This window comes from Ruegeria sp. AL1, assembly GCF_056540905.1.
In genome coordinates, this window is sequence record NZ_JBQFXP010000001.1 from 283261 (window position 1) to 297495 (window position 14235).

18 protein-coding genes are annotated in these 14235 nt (G+C 53.8%); 12 read left to right on the plus strand and 6 right to left on the minus strand.

What is annotated here, in order from left to right; genetic code table 11:
- The first annotated feature begins 7 nt into the window (after positions 1–7).
- The 10 genes from ACRZ9X_RS01425 (at position 8) to ACRZ9X_RS01470 (ending at position 4692) form a co-directional block, all read left to right on the plus strand.
- Positions 8–202 (plus strand): hypothetical protein, encoded by a 195-nt coding sequence (locus ACRZ9X_RS01425; RefSeq protein WP_480515455.1) that lies wholly within the window; start codon positions 8–10, stop codon positions 200–202.
- Between the two features lie 562 nt (positions 203–764).
- On the plus strand, positions 765–1547 hold the full coding sequence (locus tag ACRZ9X_RS01430; RefSeq protein ID WP_480515457.1) for a hypothetical protein: 783 nt from the start codon (positions 765–767) through the stop codon (positions 1545–1547).
- Positions 1544–1771, plus strand: a complete 228-nt coding sequence (locus ACRZ9X_RS01435) for a hypothetical protein (protein WP_480515459.1) — start codon at positions 1544–1546, stop codon at positions 1769–1771. The genes ACRZ9X_RS01430 and ACRZ9X_RS01435 overlap by 4 nt, the downstream gene beginning before the upstream one ends.
- A 48-nt stretch (positions 1772–1819) precedes the next feature.
- A complete protein-coding gene (locus ACRZ9X_RS01440) occupies positions 1820–2158 on the plus strand; it encodes a hypothetical protein (protein ID WP_480515461.1) in 339 nt (112 codons plus the stop codon).
- The gene (locus ACRZ9X_RS01445; RefSeq protein WP_480515463.1) at positions 2155–2544 is read left to right on the plus strand and encodes a hypothetical protein; all 390 of its coding nucleotides are present in this window, start codon (positions 2155–2157) and stop codon (positions 2542–2544) included. Before ACRZ9X_RS01440 ends, ACRZ9X_RS01445 begins: the two co-directional genes overlap by 4 nt.
- Positions 2545–2845: 301 nt before the next feature.
- Entirely contained in the window at positions 2846–3232 is a 387-nt protein-coding gene (locus tag ACRZ9X_RS01450) for a hypothetical protein (protein WP_480515465.1), read from the plus strand.
- Positions 3229–3606 carry a hypothetical protein gene (locus ACRZ9X_RS01455; protein ID WP_480515467.1) on the plus strand — a complete coding sequence of 126 codons (378 nt, stop codon included), beginning with the start codon at positions 3229–3231 and terminating at the stop codon, positions 3604–3606. Before ACRZ9X_RS01450 ends, ACRZ9X_RS01455 begins: the two co-directional genes overlap by 4 nt.
- Positions 3606–3809 (plus strand): hypothetical protein, encoded by a 204-nt coding sequence (locus ACRZ9X_RS01460; protein WP_480515469.1) that lies wholly within the window; start codon positions 3606–3608, stop codon positions 3807–3809. Before ACRZ9X_RS01455 ends, ACRZ9X_RS01460 begins: the two co-directional genes overlap by 1 nt.
- Positions 3806–3964: a hypothetical protein gene (locus ACRZ9X_RS01465; RefSeq protein ID WP_480515471.1), complete on the plus strand. Its 159-nt coding sequence runs from the start codon at positions 3806–3808 to the stop codon at positions 3962–3964. The genes ACRZ9X_RS01460 and ACRZ9X_RS01465 overlap by 4 nt, the downstream gene beginning before the upstream one ends.
- Positions 3965–4008: 44 nt before the next feature.
- Positions 4009–4692 (plus strand): hypothetical protein, encoded by a 684-nt coding sequence (locus ACRZ9X_RS01470; protein WP_480515473.1) that lies wholly within the window; start codon positions 4009–4011, stop codon positions 4690–4692.
- Here ACRZ9X_RS01470 and ACRZ9X_RS01475 read toward each other — a convergent pair.
- From ACRZ9X_RS01475 to ACRZ9X_RS01485, 3 genes are all read right to left on the minus strand, one after another.
- Entirely contained in the window at positions 4679–5962 is a 1284-nt protein-coding gene (locus ACRZ9X_RS01475) for a hypothetical protein (RefSeq protein ID WP_480515475.1), read from the minus strand. The two genes, ACRZ9X_RS01470 and ACRZ9X_RS01475, sit on opposite strands and share 14 nt — an antisense overlap.
- Positions 5962–8526, minus strand: a complete 2565-nt coding sequence (locus tag ACRZ9X_RS01480) for an Ig-like domain-containing protein (RefSeq protein ID WP_480515477.1) — start codon at positions 8524–8526, stop codon at positions 5962–5964. The genes ACRZ9X_RS01475 and ACRZ9X_RS01480 overlap by 1 nt, the downstream gene beginning before the upstream one ends.
- Before the next feature lie 76 nt (positions 8527–8602).
- A complete protein-coding gene (locus ACRZ9X_RS01485) occupies positions 8603–8914 on the minus strand; it encodes a hypothetical protein (protein ID WP_480515479.1) in 312 nt (103 codons plus the stop codon).
- 969 nt (positions 8915–9883) lie between these two features.
- Between ACRZ9X_RS01485 and ACRZ9X_RS01490 the strand changes: the two genes are divergently transcribed.
- Both ACRZ9X_RS01490 and ACRZ9X_RS01495 read left to right on the plus strand, forming a co-directional pair.
- Entirely contained in the window at positions 9884–10054 is a 171-nt protein-coding gene (locus ACRZ9X_RS01490; RefSeq protein ID WP_480515481.1) for a hypothetical protein, read from the plus strand.
- Positions 10042–12144 (plus strand): AAA family ATPase, encoded by a 2103-nt coding sequence (locus ACRZ9X_RS01495; protein ID WP_480515483.1) that lies wholly within the window; start codon positions 10042–10044, stop codon positions 12142–12144. The genes ACRZ9X_RS01490 and ACRZ9X_RS01495 overlap by 13 nt, the downstream gene beginning before the upstream one ends.
- Positions 12145–12838: 694 nt before the next feature.
- On the opposite strand, the gene ACRZ9X_RS01500 is transcribed toward ACRZ9X_RS01495, so the two are convergent.
- The 3 genes from ACRZ9X_RS01500 to ACRZ9X_RS01510 all read right to left on the minus strand — a co-directional run bounded on the left by ACRZ9X_RS01500 (position 12839) and on the right by ACRZ9X_RS01510 (position 14114).
- Positions 12839–13021, minus strand: coding sequence for a hypothetical protein (locus ACRZ9X_RS01500; protein WP_480515485.1), 183 nt, complete (start codon positions 13019–13021; stop codon positions 12839–12841).
- Positions 13022–13255: 234 nt separating this feature from the next.
- Positions 13256–13474 carry a hypothetical protein gene (locus ACRZ9X_RS01505; protein ID WP_480515487.1) on the minus strand — a complete coding sequence of 73 codons (219 nt, stop codon included), beginning with the start codon at positions 13472–13474 and terminating at the stop codon, positions 13256–13258.
- Between the two features lie 121 nt (positions 13475–13595).
- Positions 13596–14114, minus strand: a complete 519-nt coding sequence (locus ACRZ9X_RS01510; protein WP_480515489.1) for a helix-turn-helix transcriptional regulator — start codon at positions 14112–14114, stop codon at positions 13596–13598.
- Positions 14115–14235 lie beyond the last annotated feature (121 nt).

A 14235-nucleotide genomic window follows, 5' to 3' on the forward strand; every position in this document is an offset into this window, starting at 1 on the left:
AAATGATGTGACCCTCGACGAGTACCGGGAGCATCACCCGGACCACGGGATAGCCGTGTCAGCCTATACGCCCGGCGAACTTGTCACGATCGAAGTTCTATTGCCGGACGGCACGTTGATCCCCGTTCAGGGCGAAACTGAATCCCAGGCGTGGGACGTTCTGCTTGGACCGCCAGAGCAGGAACCGTCTGTTTTTGATTAGGATACGCTATGATTGGATCCGGGCTATCTGGAAACTTCAAACACGACATCACCATCCATAACAGGAATCCCCATCGTTCGGGTTACCGAGCGACATACGAAGATTGTCGCTGCGAAAAATGTAAAGCCTTGGATAGCAAAGTGACGCAAACAGGTGCGGGCTCCTATTTAAATCTGAAAGGTGTCGCACGGGACAGAGAGTGTCTGAATTGCGGGCACACTTGGCGAACTATAGAAGTAACAACCACCAACATTGCCGACTACGAAGACGGCCAACTATCTGAAATAAATCGCCTTAACGACAAAATAGCCAAAGCCTCCAAAGCGCTTAGGTGAGACTATGCGTATTCCGAGCCTAGCACAAAATGGCGCGTACCATCCAGTAGAGTTACTTGAATTCCTGGATGACTGCATATCGCAAAACGTCTCGAACGAGTCAGCTGCTCGACAACTTCGTGTCCCGTTGGACCGGATAATTTACGCGACGGGGAAAGGCTATCCACTTTTTAAACGACGTGCAGAGAGGATGAGAGATGGCAGAATTTAACCTAGGAGCACATGTCATGACAGAGACGCTGAAACCCTGCCCGTTCACCCGTGAGAAACCAAAGCACGGACTCACTAAGGGCACTCGCGACATGCACGGCGACCTTAATCAGAACTATCAGGTTTGGACGAAGTATTGTCGTGTAACCGCCTCCGACAAAGAGCGCGCTTTCGAGATTTGGAACCAGCAAGCCGACACCCGCGCCACTCCTAGCCGTGAGGATGTGGCGGAAACGGTTTACCAAGCAATGATTTGGGCCGCGCAACAATCTCCGCCCCCGAACGGGGCAGCTTACCCTTCTTGGCAAAACGGAAACAGTGGCGCGGAAACAGAAGCGCGCCGTACCGCCGACGCCATTCTCGCCCTCACCCCCTCAGATGTGGCCGATCCGCAGAACGGGTGGCGGCGCGTCAAACATATCAAACGCGGCTCGACTTATCAGGTGATCGCTGAGGGCATGATCCAAAGTGACAGACCGCTAAAGGACTATGACAACATTGTGGTCTATCGCGGAGAATCTGACGGTATGGTCTGGGTGCGCCCGCTCAATGAGTTCGAGGACCCGGATCGCTTCGAAGAACTACCACCCACCCCACACCCCGCAACGGACGAGGCTGCGGTGCAGGAGGCGGCGCGGGTGCCAATGGTAAGCCGATCCTTTGCGGAAGGCTTAATCAAAGACATTGAGGCTGCTCAGGGTAAATACGACGCGGAGTCGGAAAACGCTCACCTACTCTTTGATGCACGAAAGACGATAGAAGCACTGCTTCGCGCCCTCTCTCAGGAGCCGAAATCATGATGCCTGTAGCTATCGCGTTTCTCAAGTCACTGGCATGGAACATTATCAGCACGGCAATTGCGGTAGCTGTGGTGAAGTTCTCCTTCGGTGAAAACTGGCTTATGTCCGCCGCCCTTGTCTTCCTCGTCATCGGGGCCTTCCGACCTGTTGAAGAAGCTGTACGGGCCGCGTGGCGTGAGTTTCGGGACGGGCCACTCTCTCAGAAGGAGCAAGGGAATGGGTGAAAGGCAACTAAAACCTCAAATTCGGCCAGCGCCTCGCCTTGAATTACGTTGGCGATACTCGACAGAGCAAGAGAGAGAGAAAACGCGTTCAGCAGTGATATGAAATATGCCTGTGATTATGGGCTAGTTTTGCCTGTGCCTCGCAACGACATTCGGTCCAATGTCTACGACGAAGATTCGGACGTCGAGCTAATCGGCGGGCGCTCTGAGGTTTTCTACAAGTTCAACACAACGATGCGCGGCGGCCCCCCACCGGGCGAACTTGAGACGCCGATACGTGACGGTGTTCACGCTTCTGAGGATGCTCAGAAACTTGGCGGCTTAGAAGTGTGGGTCGAGGGGCTTCACGGCAATCAAAATCCGCTGCCAAAGGACCCCACCCCATGACACCCCTCAAGGAGCTAGAAGCGAAGATGGAGGCTGGTGAATGGCCTGCGTCTGGTGATGGCGACGATATGTGGCTGAAATTCCACGACGCCTTTAAAGGGCATAGATTTACGTGGTCGCAGATTGATACGTGGGCATACAAGGCGTTTCGCGGCTCTCTTGACGCAGCCGAGGCGCTTCATGAGGCCGTACTGCCGGGGTGGTGCTATCGCGTCGAAGACAGTTGGCAAAACGCCAAACAAACAATCGTCACCTTGACCCTGATGGATGATCGCGGAACCGGGCCCGTTACGGACGTCGAGGCAAGATACTACTACAACCCCGCCCGCGCATGGCTCCTTGCAATCGTGCGCGCCCTGATAGCCCAAGCCGAGGAGGAGGAATGATGCTCTGGGAAGACGTAACCTCATATTCACAGGGACAAAGGGGCGTGAAGCAGCCAACAGCGTTCCAACTAGACACCGGCGACGGCGTACTTATCTGGATATCCTGTGGCCATCTGCACTACCCCGGAAAGTGGGTAGTCAAGTGTCGCGCGCTTCATATCGATACCCCGAAAGAACTAAACGCTAACTGCTTTGAAGATGCGACTTCGGAAGCAACGCGCTTAGTTGCCCAATTGGCGCGCGATCAAGCTGAGAAACTCTTGAGTATCGCGGAGTCTCTAAACGCCGAGGAGGACCCCTCATGAATACAAAAGCTGCTGAGCTAACGCTTGAGGAAAAAGTAGTCTGGCGAGTTGTTGGAAACCGGGACGACACCGAAGGCCGAGGGCCGACCTACACCAAGGCGTTCTGCGAAATCCAAGCCACAGCTATAAGACTGGCAAAGGGAGGGTATGTTCAGGGCAGTGATTGTCCAGTTGAAGAAATCACCCTCTATCGGCGCAAGTTGCACGGCATTCTCGGCCCATGGCTCGGACCTGTTTCCATCCAAGACCCGACTAATGCAGACCTGAAAGTTCAGGAACGACTGGATGAATTAGCTGAAAAGCGGCGCGCGAAAGAAGCTGCAATCGCAAAGGCTCAGGATCTTGGCCTGAGTGACGAAGAATTGGAGGCGTTACGGTCATGAACCATTCTCCGCAAGAACTCCTACGACGCCTTGAGGAAGAATGCTTGTTTGAGTGCGAAGCCGGACCTCTCACGCTCTGCAAGGACTGGCACGATCTAAAGGATGCCGTCGCCACCCTCCAAGCAAAGCTGGAAGCCGCAAGGACGGTGAGGCCGCTACCCACTGTTTGGGCGCGGTCATACAACGAATTCGGCGAAATGTGGTCACACGGTGATTATCGAGCGTTCAAAATGGCTCCGGACGGTCAGTGGCATCTCTCATATCGCGGCATCAAAATAGCGAGCGATGAGTTCCTGCAAAACGTCATGGTAGAGAAAGCTAACGCCCACCATCGCGCCCTCGTCCTGTCCTCTCTCGAACAGGAGGATGGGTGATGCGCCAATGGATGCTGAGATACTGGCAGGCTTACTGCGCGGTCCCCGACGGAAGGAGCAACAACATATTCGCGCTCGTGATGGTGGTCTACGGGTACATACTCGGCCATCAGGGCGGCGGTATCCTTCAATACCTGCTCTTTGCGGTCGGCGTTGGCCTGATGGTGATGCGATTGATCGCGCGTTGGGATTCGGACAAATGACCCGTGACACCGCGATATTCAAAGCCGGTTTGCTTGTCGGCCTGCTCTTGGGGATCGGCCTGGCTTGGCTGACCGCCGCAGCCCTGATTCACCAACGCGATTACTGGCAGAACGCCTATTGCCGGGGTGTTCAAAACGCAGAAGTTGCAAAGTGATACTGTTTTAGCTTAGCCTAGACTCATTACGAGGGGCTATTGATATGAAACTGTTTCTTGCAGCCATTGCTTTGTGCGTGGCAGGTTCAGCTAATGCGCTAACCATTACCTTCGAAAACAATTTCGTGGGATATACTTCAAACGGTGTCCTGCAAAGCTCGTCAAATGGCTTCCAGTATCACAACAGCGACGTATATGTCGGCGGCGCGTACATGTATCTGCACGACGACAACGGGATTACCTCATCAACGATCCAACATGCCGGCGGGGCGAGGTTTTCGGCCAATTCTCTAGATTTTATAGGTTACAGCGGGTTAAGCCGTTCTGGTTCCGGCCCCGCTCCGACAACTCAAGTGGCAGCAAATGCATGGATTGGATCAGGCGGCCCGGTCCAACAGGCTTCATTGGTTCTGACTGGAATAAAAAACGGCGTAAGTGTTGCCAGTCTATCGGCAAGTCTGGCGTCCAGCTGGACCACTCTCAGTTTCTCGAACGCATTTAAGTCGCTGGATAGCCTAATCGTTCAATTGAGCATTCCAAACGCCGCAAGGGTCTTTGACTGGCGGCAGATACAGGCAGATCAAACATGGTGCTATGACTGGTGTGCAGGTGTGACCGTTGACAATTTGAGTGTTGACGTCGCCCCTGTGCCCCTACCTGCGAGTGGACTGCTGTTGATCGGGGCGCTGTTGGGGTTGATCGGGCACCGACGGCTCAAGGCACATTGACCAAAGCCGACACACCTCCGGCCGGAATGACCGGGATGGACGACGCGCCCCGACTCCTGATCCATGTTAAATTGTCGAATGGATAGGCTGTGTGAACAGGCGCACCTTTGCCTGATCCGAAGGCCGTCCCGCCAGATTTAAAGGGCCATTGGTTATAGCCATGAACAGCACCGGTGCGCAGTTGGTCATACTCTGCGGCGTGATTTGTAGGATCGATGATCAGATTGCCAGTTTCGACGTTATTAGTCCCGGCTTGGCTGTAGTTGATCAAGTTGGTGACGTTGTTGTCGATATCAACGTTTGTGCTGCCGTTTTCGATGTTAATGCGGGGATTGGTGCCGCCGCCAGTCTGATCGGGTGGGGTCGGAACTTTGATCAACGTGTTGTTCCCGATTGTCGCGCCGTCCACCTGATTAAGCGTGATGCCGTGTTTGTCGCTAATGTAGACAATGTTGTTCCGAATGATCACGCCAATATGCCAATCGCTCGGCGTGCCTTGCTGGCGACCGTCACCACCTGAGAAGATACCTTGCGCCCAGCCACCGCCCGCGATGTCGATGATATTGTGCTCAATGAGAGGCCGTGTAACTCCGCCGGATGCCCCTCGAATCTGAATTGCATCGCGGTGTTCAGCAGCGCTTCCAAGCCCTCTGTTCTCAAAGTCGTGAAACCAGTTCCACGCGATGCGGCTGTCGTCCGACGACCCAAGCGCGATGCAATCCGCGCAAATGCGGCTAAAGTCACATCCGAGAATAAGATTGTCGGCGGATCTCGGGCCGTTGGACGAGTTTATGAATACTGCTGACCACCACAGATCGAACCGATTGTCGATAGCCTGACAGCCAATTGAGCTTGAGAACACAATCGCCTTGCCAGTGCCGTAACCGGCCACAACCTGATCACCCCCGTTTCCGGTGGGATAAGACTGTGTTGCCCGCGTCGTTTGATAGTCGCATCGTTCGAGATTGATATTGGTCCCTCTGGTGATGAACGTATGCTCAAACCGCAGTCCATCAGTGGGGGAGGTGTGCTGATAGAAGCAGTAAAGGTCCTGGAACGTGATGTTTTGCGCATCGCTCATCAGAATGTTGGAAAACTGCGCCGGGTTAGCCGGGTCCTGTGATCGAACAATCACCTCGCTGGCAAAGGACCAGGAGCCCGAGGTAATCGCGTAGACGCTTCCCTGCACACATTCGATAATGTCGCCACCGCTGGCGCTGCTCAGAGCGGCCAGAAGCTCAGTCGTGTTGTTGACCGTGACTGTCGCCATCAGAACGCCCCGTTGCGCTGCTCAAACAGGCCCGTGCCAGCCTGGTTGTTGAATGTGGTTTCGGTGTTCACGGCGTCTTCGGTGTAAACGTCCATGATCTTGGTCCCGCCCGTGACACTGGTGTCAGGGTTGGACATCTCAGCACGGTTGCCAGCAATCGACAGATCGTTGGATGCTCCGGTCCAAAGGGCTACACGCGCCATATCGCCTGCGAACTTGTTTTGCCCGTTGGTCTGAGCACCGATGGCCCAATTGCCGCGCGTCACGTCCACTGTGCCCGTTGTGAGCGTGCCGCCAGTTCCGCTGGCATCAGTGCCATCGATGTAGACTTGCAGCGTTCCGGCAACGCCATCGTAAGACACGAATATTTCGTGAGGATTGCCGTCGCCGAGATTTGCGTCTGCACAGTCTCTCTGAACGATGAATGCGTTTGAGGCGTCTTTAAGCTGGATGTAGAGATGATTGCCTTCGATATAAAAACCGAGAGCGCCTGAGCTGGCTTGCAGGATCGCACCATAGCCATCAGTTGAGGCGATGTCGGCATAGAACATCAGATTTGTGCTGTCGGTCTCGTTGCTGAACGCAGCACCTTTCTCGATGAAATCGGCAGACCCATCGAACGTTGCAGCGACAGGCGTGGTGCCTCCGCCGCCTGCGACTGTGGTGAAGTTGTAGGTCGTGCTGTCGTTGATATCGACAAGAGCATTGCCCGCCAAATCCTCAATCGGGCTGCCGCTGAACTGGATCGAATAGCCATTGCTGTAAGCGAAGACATTGGTCGGCTCGATGGTCAGGGTCGCCCCGGAGATGCTGACCGACCCCGGGCCAGAGCCTACATCTGTGGAAACATCGAATACCTCGAAGTTAGCGGCACCCGTGTCGTCATAAAGGATGATGGAGCCGGATGCGGCGAACTGAACATTCTCATCGAACACAGCGGTCGGCTTAGCATCGATGGCCACGCCAGTTGCATCATCCCCCGGCGCGCCGCCAGAGATAGACGGCGGGGTCGTATCGGTCGCCTGGAAATCATATTGATTGCTGATGACGTTTGAATATCCCGACCCGTCTTTCGCGACGATGTTCAGATAATGATTGCCGGTGGTCGTCGGGAAGGTCCATGTCAGATTGTTTGCGCCAGGGGTGATAGCATCACTGCCGCTGTCCAACGCGGCAACGGCGGCTTCGATGTCCGCCGCATCGATCTCAGACGCGATGGTGGTTGACCAGAACACCGTTGCGGCCCGATTGAGGTTGAATGAGACCTGCCCCGTGCCCTCGTTGAAGCTGTAGGATGTAATCGCCAGCGGAACATCCGTGACCGCGTTGGTCGGCGCGCTGGTGGCGCTGTCGCTGCCCGCAACGTTCGTCTCTGTCTGTTCGACCGTGATCAGCGCTCCAAGGTCGGCGGACACCAAGGCATAGGTGTTGTTCGTGGCCCCTGCGATATTCACCCCGCCACGCTTCCACTGCCATGTGGTCGTGGGTGCCGGGTTGCCCCCGGCTGCTGCAGCGGTCGCGGTCAGGACCTGCCCTACTACCGCGCCGCCACTGATCGTCGGGACCCCTGAGATAGACGGTGCTGTATTGCCGGATGAGATCACGCCAGTTGCCGCACTTTCGGCGCTGTCTGAACCCAGCGCGTTCGTCTCGGTCTGAACAACAGTAAGGGTCGCACCAACATCAGACGCTTGAAGGGTGTATGTGGGTCCAGTTGCCCCTAAGATCGGCGCACCATCGCGTTTCCACTGCAACGCACCCGACGGGGCGGGATTGCCAGACACACTTGCCGCCGTTGCCGTCAGGATCGATCCTTGAGCCTCGGTCCCCGAGATCGTCGGGACGCCTGTGATCGATGGCACAGCGAAGTCGTCAGCTATAACAGCATTCGAATTGGCCGGAACTGATCCACCTGAGTTGGTGGCCGTGATCACGCAGCGCAGGGATGCGGCGTCATCGGCCAGAGTGATCGTATAGGTGTCTGATGTCGCACCGGGGATGTTCACACCATTGCGCTGCCAGCGATAGCCGAAGATCAGGCCACCGCCGGTCCATGTGCCTGTCAAGGCGCTTAGGGTGTCTCCGAGGCCCGTGCTGCCGGTGACCGATGGGGCGACAGTGTTTGTGGGCGCCGGATAGGTGATTGTTCCGCTGGCAACGGTTTGCCACGGCGTAGCGCCATCGTTTGAGCCGCCAGCCTCAACGGCCCGCCATTGGCGAACACCAGCCTGAGTGTCTGCCGACGCAAGGTAGGCGTAACCCGCAGCTATACTGACCGGCAATCCGTTCACCAAGTGCTGGAATTCGTAAGTAATTGATCCTCCACCTGTAGCAATCGCAGTGCCCGGTGTGACAGTTTCAATTACTCCGATCTTGAAGGTAGAACCTATGGCGGACCCGGGGGCCGTGATGGTTGGACCGGACGGGGCAGACAATGTGAAACGGGTGTCGATCCCCGGTGACGGGAACCGATTATCAACGCCCGGAGTGTCGAACCGGGTATCAACCCCCGGTGATGGAAACCGATTGTCTACACCAGGATTATCGAAGCGATTGTCCGTCACGAGCGGCCTCTTGGGATCAGGGGCAGTTTCGCGACAGTATAGGTTATTGTCCGTATTTGTCCATTATTGTCCGTCTCTATATCGGACGATCATCCACAACGACTTTTAGCTGATCCCACAAAATGCAAATCTCGCTGTCCGGCTGGATTATTACCATAAACCTGAATTTTTCGCTTTCACCGATGAAACCGACATAGTCGCCTCGATTCATTTCGGGGCCGAAAACGAACTCGTAGTCCCCATATACCTTTACAAGGTCATTAAGATCGAATGTGCAGGCGGCGCCAATGGCAGACACGTACGGTTCAGCAGTGACGAATGTTGTCAAAATCAAAAAACAGAAAAGAGTCATAAACAGTAAATGCAATGCGGCGGCTGTTGATTTCATGAGCGTGCGTCCTCCTGCTTTCGAGTTGGATATTGCACCATTCGTCCGACTTTGTCCAGAAATGTAGTGTTTATGCTTGACAAATCATACAGTGTAGGCCTACATGAGTTTCACTCAAAAACGATTCAGAGTTGCGAAGATATGGGACCAAAAACTCTAAAGCTATTTTCGAAATCCGACTCGAACGAGATGAAATCTTTTCTTCTTTCCGCGACACACGTGTTTGTCGCAAGAGATACCAAAAAGGTAGTTCAAGACGTTATCGACTCACTCGTGCGTCAAGCCTGTGATGACCCGCTTAAATACCCAGCTTTTGAGTTTAGATGTCCCGCCCCGGAGATGGTTATAGAGTTTCAGGGCTCAGGCGTCGTACTTATTGTCTTCGAAGACAAAGACGACGTCATAATTCACGGTTACCTTTCGGCTGATGGCAATCTCGCTGGCTCGGTACGGCTCACCAAAAAATCACACAACATCTGGACGTATGATCCAAAGGGAAAAATCCACTCCGACGATTCTGAGGGGCGAATTTCCCTTTGGGGTTGTACAATAACCCTAGATTGTCTTTTCACCCTAATAGCCGAACCCCGAATTGCTAAACTGAACCCTCCGAGTCGGGGGATGCGTCGGCAAGCAAAGCGCACCCTGGGGTCAAAAACGCCCCGGAACTGGTCTACGATTCGTTGGACAGTCGGAGAGGAAGTAAGTCGATCCGTTTCCGATTCTCGAAAACAGATTCGTCAGCCCCTGCACTACTGCCGGGCGCATTGGCGTCGTACTCACGAAAACGCACCGAAATCTGAAACCCGAAGAGGGCACATCGGCCATTGGTGTTGGGTCCAAGGCAGTTTCAAAGGTCACCCCGAATACGGCGTGAAGCTGTCTGCCTACGAGCCGCACATTGACCCCTCGGGTATCAGTGCCGCCGTGATTGAAGCTGCCTCTGTAGCCTAGAGCCGAGATAAATCCATGCCAGACTTTGAACGCCAAAAACGGTATCGCCGCCGCGTGCTTCTCAAGGCCCGCCTATATGATCAAATCGTCGAAAAGCTCGGCCCTCTCCGCAAAAGTCATGACGAGATCGATCGGATTTTGGCAGAAGCCGAAGAGGCCAAAAGGCGAGCAGAATGCCTGACATAGATCCGGAAGATTGGTTCGACAAAGGTTACACTTCTGTCCTTTCCGTCACGCCACCTAACGCAAAAGTTCGTGACGCGGGTAAAAGGCCCGGTCGATGGTGCGAAGATGAGCAACGGTGGGACAGCAAAGGATGGAACACCTACCACGCTAGCCGCGTTGAATTAAAAACATGGCAGTCTTGGGGCGCGAACCTTGGTTTGCGTAACGACGGCGACTTGTTTTTATTGGATATCGACGCCCTCGATCCGGACACATCTAATGTGGTTCGCCACAAAGCTGAGAAATTACTCGGCGAGGCTCCGGTAAGGGTCGGTCGCTACCCGAAACAACTTCTTATGTATCGAGCGTCTGAACCCATGGCGACGCATATATTGCCTTACAGCGCCGGTGATAGAACAGATCGCATTGAGACAGTTGGAGTCGGTAAGCAGGCCGTGGTGCAAGGCACGCACCCTTCTGGCTCTGAGTACACGTGGGACCGACCAGTTCCCGCTTTATCTGACCTCTCGGTTGTCACTCCGGAAATGGCGGAACGGTTCTTTGCAGAACTGTCTGAGATGCTGCCCGAAGCAAAACTCACAAAGACCGCCATTGATGACGGGTCGGCCCGAAACCCCGAAAGCCTACTAGGTGATCCTGCGCTTGTACGAGACGCATTGTTCGCAATCCCGAATGACGAAAACATGCAGTACGAGCCGTACATTGCGGTAGCACAAGCAGTGCGCGGGGCGTTCGGCCCTGGGAACGAAGATGAAGCGCTCGACTTATTCATGGAATGGGCCGAGACCTGGACCGGAGATCATAACCCGGAAGCAGTTTATAAGCACTGGGCTACTATGAAACCGTCGCGAACAGCTGGGGCAGGTAGTCTGTACAGAAGAGCCGAAAGTCACGGATGGAAAGGCCGAGCCCAAGTGTTTTTCAAACCGGTCGATCCGGATCAGATAGCAACGAACATTTCAGTCAACGACATGTTCGCACAAAACGACAATGGCCCACGCAAGCTGAAATTCCTGTTTCGCGATGACATCCGTAATCGCAAAGCCCCGCCATTTATGATCAAACGACACATTCCTGCGCAATCTGTCGGGTTCCTCTACAGCGAGCCAGGCTGCGGGAAAACTTTCATGGCCTTGGACATGAGTATGCACATCGCGTACGGGCTGCCAGAGTGGCACGGAGACGCGCTAAGCTACGAAAAGAACAGCTGGGTCGTCTACCTGTCCCAAGAGGGAACCGGCCAGTTCGATAAGCGTATGCGGGCATGGGAGAAATCAAACTTGACACCCGTCAATGCGCAATGTCGCCTGGCGTTGACGGAAGAAAGCCTTAACTTCATGCAAGAGTCCGACGTGAAAGCTGTCATAGACTCTGTCAAAAACCTTGGCCTTGAAAATATCGCGATGATCGTTGTGGACACGGTTTCACGTGTCTTGCCGGGTGCAGACGAGAACCTGCAGAAAGACATGACACTATTCGTGAAGGCCTGTGACGCTCTCCGCAACGAATTTGATTGTGTCGTCATGGGTGTCCATCACGCCGGTAAGGGTGGTGGAGGGTTGCGCGGATCGTCTGTGCTGAAAGGGGCCGGGGATTTCGTGTTCAGCATGGATAAGAGCAAGCACAATCCTCTCTACCGCATCCTGCATTGCGAGAAGCAAAAGGACGCACGGGACGGATGGAGTGAGGCTTACGCCATGAACATCGTTACGCTCGATCCAAAACCTGATCAGGACCCGGACGAAGACAATGAAAGCGTGGTGCTAAAACGCGCAGCGGGTAGCCCGGAAAGTGAAGAAATAGCCCCTGCCCTCTCAGCGTCTATGCTCGACTTCATAGAGGCTGCGTGGGTCCGGGGTAAGCCGCTTTCCAAAGCCCCGCAGGCGAAAGACAGATACGGTCCTCGCAGGCTAAGCCAAGAATTCGGGATCTCGTCTGAACAAGCGTCCGCGGTGCTCGAATTGTGGGAAAATACAGGTCAGATTGTTCAGGATGTGCGCGATAGTCGCGCTAAAATGTCAGGGTACCGAGTTGTTCGTGACGACAGCGATACGGACGTTTCGTCCGAAGAGGCTCATATTTTCGGGTGACATATCGTCCGCTCGGGTAGCAGCGTCTAACTTAGCGCCCTTAACTTGTATGTCAGATGTAGTTGCGGAGGTTGTGCGGAGGTTTGCGGAGAAGCCAAGCTAACCCCTTGATTTTAAACGAAAACGGAAGTTGCTGCGGTGGTTGCGCGGAGATGCGGAAGTTGTCTCGTAAGCTATTGAATTTTATCAATATTTTATGCGGAGGTTAGACGTGCGGAGGTGCGGAGGTTGCGCATATAAGGGTTACGCGTCTCCGTAGGCCGGTTTATACCGGCCACTACGGACGCTAAGAACCCGATAATTGTATCCCAAGGAGACATACACAGGCCAAGGAGAATTTTGACGCCCCCGGGGTTAAGCGAAATTTGTCTAAATGTTTTTAGGACGATTTGTCCGAATTGAGCTTTACCTTGAATTGAGCGCGATTTGTGCTGATGTTGAAAGGACGGAATTTTAGGAAAGGGTCAGGCTCGATGGCTGACTTAGTGATAGTAGGATTGAAACGAGCAGCGGGGATCGGTGCTGTTATAGGGGCAGCGCTTGCCGCATTAGAGATTTCCGTAACCGGTTCTTACGCAGGTATAGGTGCGAACCTAGATCGCGTAGCAGCGGGCGCATTGGCGGGGGCGTTTGTTCTGTGCATTGTAGCCATGGCGATTAACGCGTTTCGCCATGGCCGGTTGTGGTGATGAAATTAGTGTAAGCGCGATCCGCGCGTATTGAACGCTTCGACGATTGATTGCAGATCCTGCGCCAGTTCACGCGGCATTAACCCGTCTATCAGAACACGCGTGCTGTCAGGGTTTTCGATAATTTCGAGAGATGCCTTGTTCTTTGTCTCAGGCATAGGCTTGCCCGTTTTGAAGTCGATTACCATGCTGTTCACCTTTGTTAGAGGTTTCAAAATCCGGGGCTAACAAACCGAACAGTGACGGCCCCACACGCCTTTAGGCTTACGCCCTGGACATACGCGCATGGACCCCGGACAGGGTAATGACTCGGAACAACTGACCTTACGGGATGCAGTTAAACCGCACTGTTGACAGGCTTGTTAGACCCGTCAACAGGATAGCTTTTTGAGAGTTTGTCTGTCAATTTGTTTTGAGGTGGTTCAGGTGCCAGTGAAGTATCTGACAGCAACAATGACCGCGCCGAGTATGGTTGCGCCGCCACCCATTAAACCGCCCGCAACAACCACGGGGTATAGGCGGGACTCGATGCGGGTTTTGCGCGCCATTTCATAATCGAAAGCTGCGCGCGCCCATGACGATTCAATGTCAGCTTTCAAGCGTTGTTGGCTCAAGGGTTCCATAGTTTCAGAGTCTATCATCGGGATGACCTTTTTGATAGGGATTTGATTAACCGAGCAGCTAGGTAGGCAATCAGTTTCGAAGGGATGTAGATTGCGAATAGCACTGTGCCCACGATTAGGATGGCGATAACTAATAAGATCACGACTTATATTTGCTCCCGTACCATGCCCACCCTTTTTGTTGGCAAACGATGTGGATTAGCGCACCGACGCGACAGGCGGTCATTTCTTCCCAGCCTTTTTCGGTAATGTGTAATAACCATTCGAGAAGTTGTTCGGGCGTGTTAATTTGGTCTAAATCAAGCTCATAATTATAACCACCCCAACGTATGATGACTACGTTCCACTCATTGTCGAATTCACATAAGCAGACAGCCGGGTCAGTTCGGCAAGGGATGTTTAGGATATCTTCAATGGAAAGAACGTTAGACAATTTTGGTGTGCTAAACGAGGCGGATTCGATTTTGATCCATTCAAGAATATCGCAAACCCGATAGCGAGGACGGCCTTCTAGGTATGAGACGCGAGGTCCCTTATTTGCAGATGCCCATCGTTTCAGGGTTTGGATTGAAAAGCCAATAATGGGGGATAGCTGTTTGCGTGTTACATAACTTCCCGGGGGAAGCGTATCTAAGTCAATCAGGTTAGCGGTTTTCAAGATTATATTCTTCCGATTTTGTCTGCTGTCAAAGCGGACATGTTATAGAAATAAAGGCCACAGAGTTGCGATAATCAGGGCAATGCAGCCTATTAGGTCGCGTATGAGGTGCGGGCGTTTC

What these genes read in the sequence shown, in the direction of transcription:
- ACRZ9X_RS01435 (WP_480515459.1), top strand. Translation starts at nt 1,544, where the DNA reads ATGATGCCTGTAGCTATCGCGTTTCTCAAGTCACTGGCATGGAACATT.
- ACRZ9X_RS01495 (WP_480515483.1), top strand. Translation starts at nt 10,042, where the DNA reads ATGCCTGACATAGATCCGGAAGATTGGTTCGACAAAGGTTACACTTCT.
- ACRZ9X_RS01465 (WP_480515471.1), top strand. Translation starts at nt 3,806, where the DNA reads ATGACCCGTGACACCGCGATATTCAAAGCCGGTTTGCTTGTCGGCCTG.
- ACRZ9X_RS01450 (WP_480515465.1), top strand. Translation starts at nt 2,846, where the DNA reads ATGAATACAAAAGCTGCTGAGCTAACGCTTGAGGAAAAAGTAGTCTGG.
- ACRZ9X_RS01430 (WP_480515457.1), top strand. Translation starts at nt 765, where the DNA reads ATGACAGAGACGCTGAAACCCTGCCCGTTCACCCGTGAGAAACCAAAG.
- ACRZ9X_RS01445 (WP_480515463.1), top strand. Translation starts at nt 2,155, where the DNA reads ATGACACCCCTCAAGGAGCTAGAAGCGAAGATGGAGGCTGGTGAATGG.
- ACRZ9X_RS01500 (WP_480515485.1), bottom strand. Translation starts at nt 13,021, where the DNA reads ATGGTAATCGACTTCAAAACGGGCAAGCCTATGCCTGAGACAAAGAAC.
- ACRZ9X_RS01460 (WP_480515469.1), top strand. Translation starts at nt 3,606, where the DNA reads ATGCGCCAATGGATGCTGAGATACTGGCAGGCTTACTGCGCGGTCCCC.
- ACRZ9X_RS01455 (WP_480515467.1), top strand. Translation starts at nt 3,229, where the DNA reads ATGAACCATTCTCCGCAAGAACTCCTACGACGCCTTGAGGAAGAATGC.
- ACRZ9X_RS01470 (WP_480515473.1), top strand. Translation starts at nt 4,009, where the DNA reads ATGAAACTGTTTCTTGCAGCCATTGCTTTGTGCGTGGCAGGTTCAGCT.
- ACRZ9X_RS01485 (WP_480515479.1), bottom strand. Translation starts at nt 8,914, where the DNA reads ATGAAATCAACAGCCGCCGCATTGCATTTACTGTTTATGACTCTTTTC.
- ACRZ9X_RS01505 (WP_480515487.1), bottom strand. Translation starts at nt 13,474, where the DNA reads ATGATAGACTCTGAAACTATGGAACCCTTGAGCCAACAACGCTTGAAA.
- ACRZ9X_RS01475 (WP_480515475.1), bottom strand. Translation starts at nt 5,962, where the DNA reads ATGGCGACAGTCACGGTCAACAACACGACTGAGCTTCTGGCCGCTCTG.
- ACRZ9X_RS01490 (WP_480515481.1), top strand. Translation starts at nt 9,884, where the DNA reads ATGCCAGACTTTGAACGCCAAAAACGGTATCGCCGCCGCGTGCTTCTC.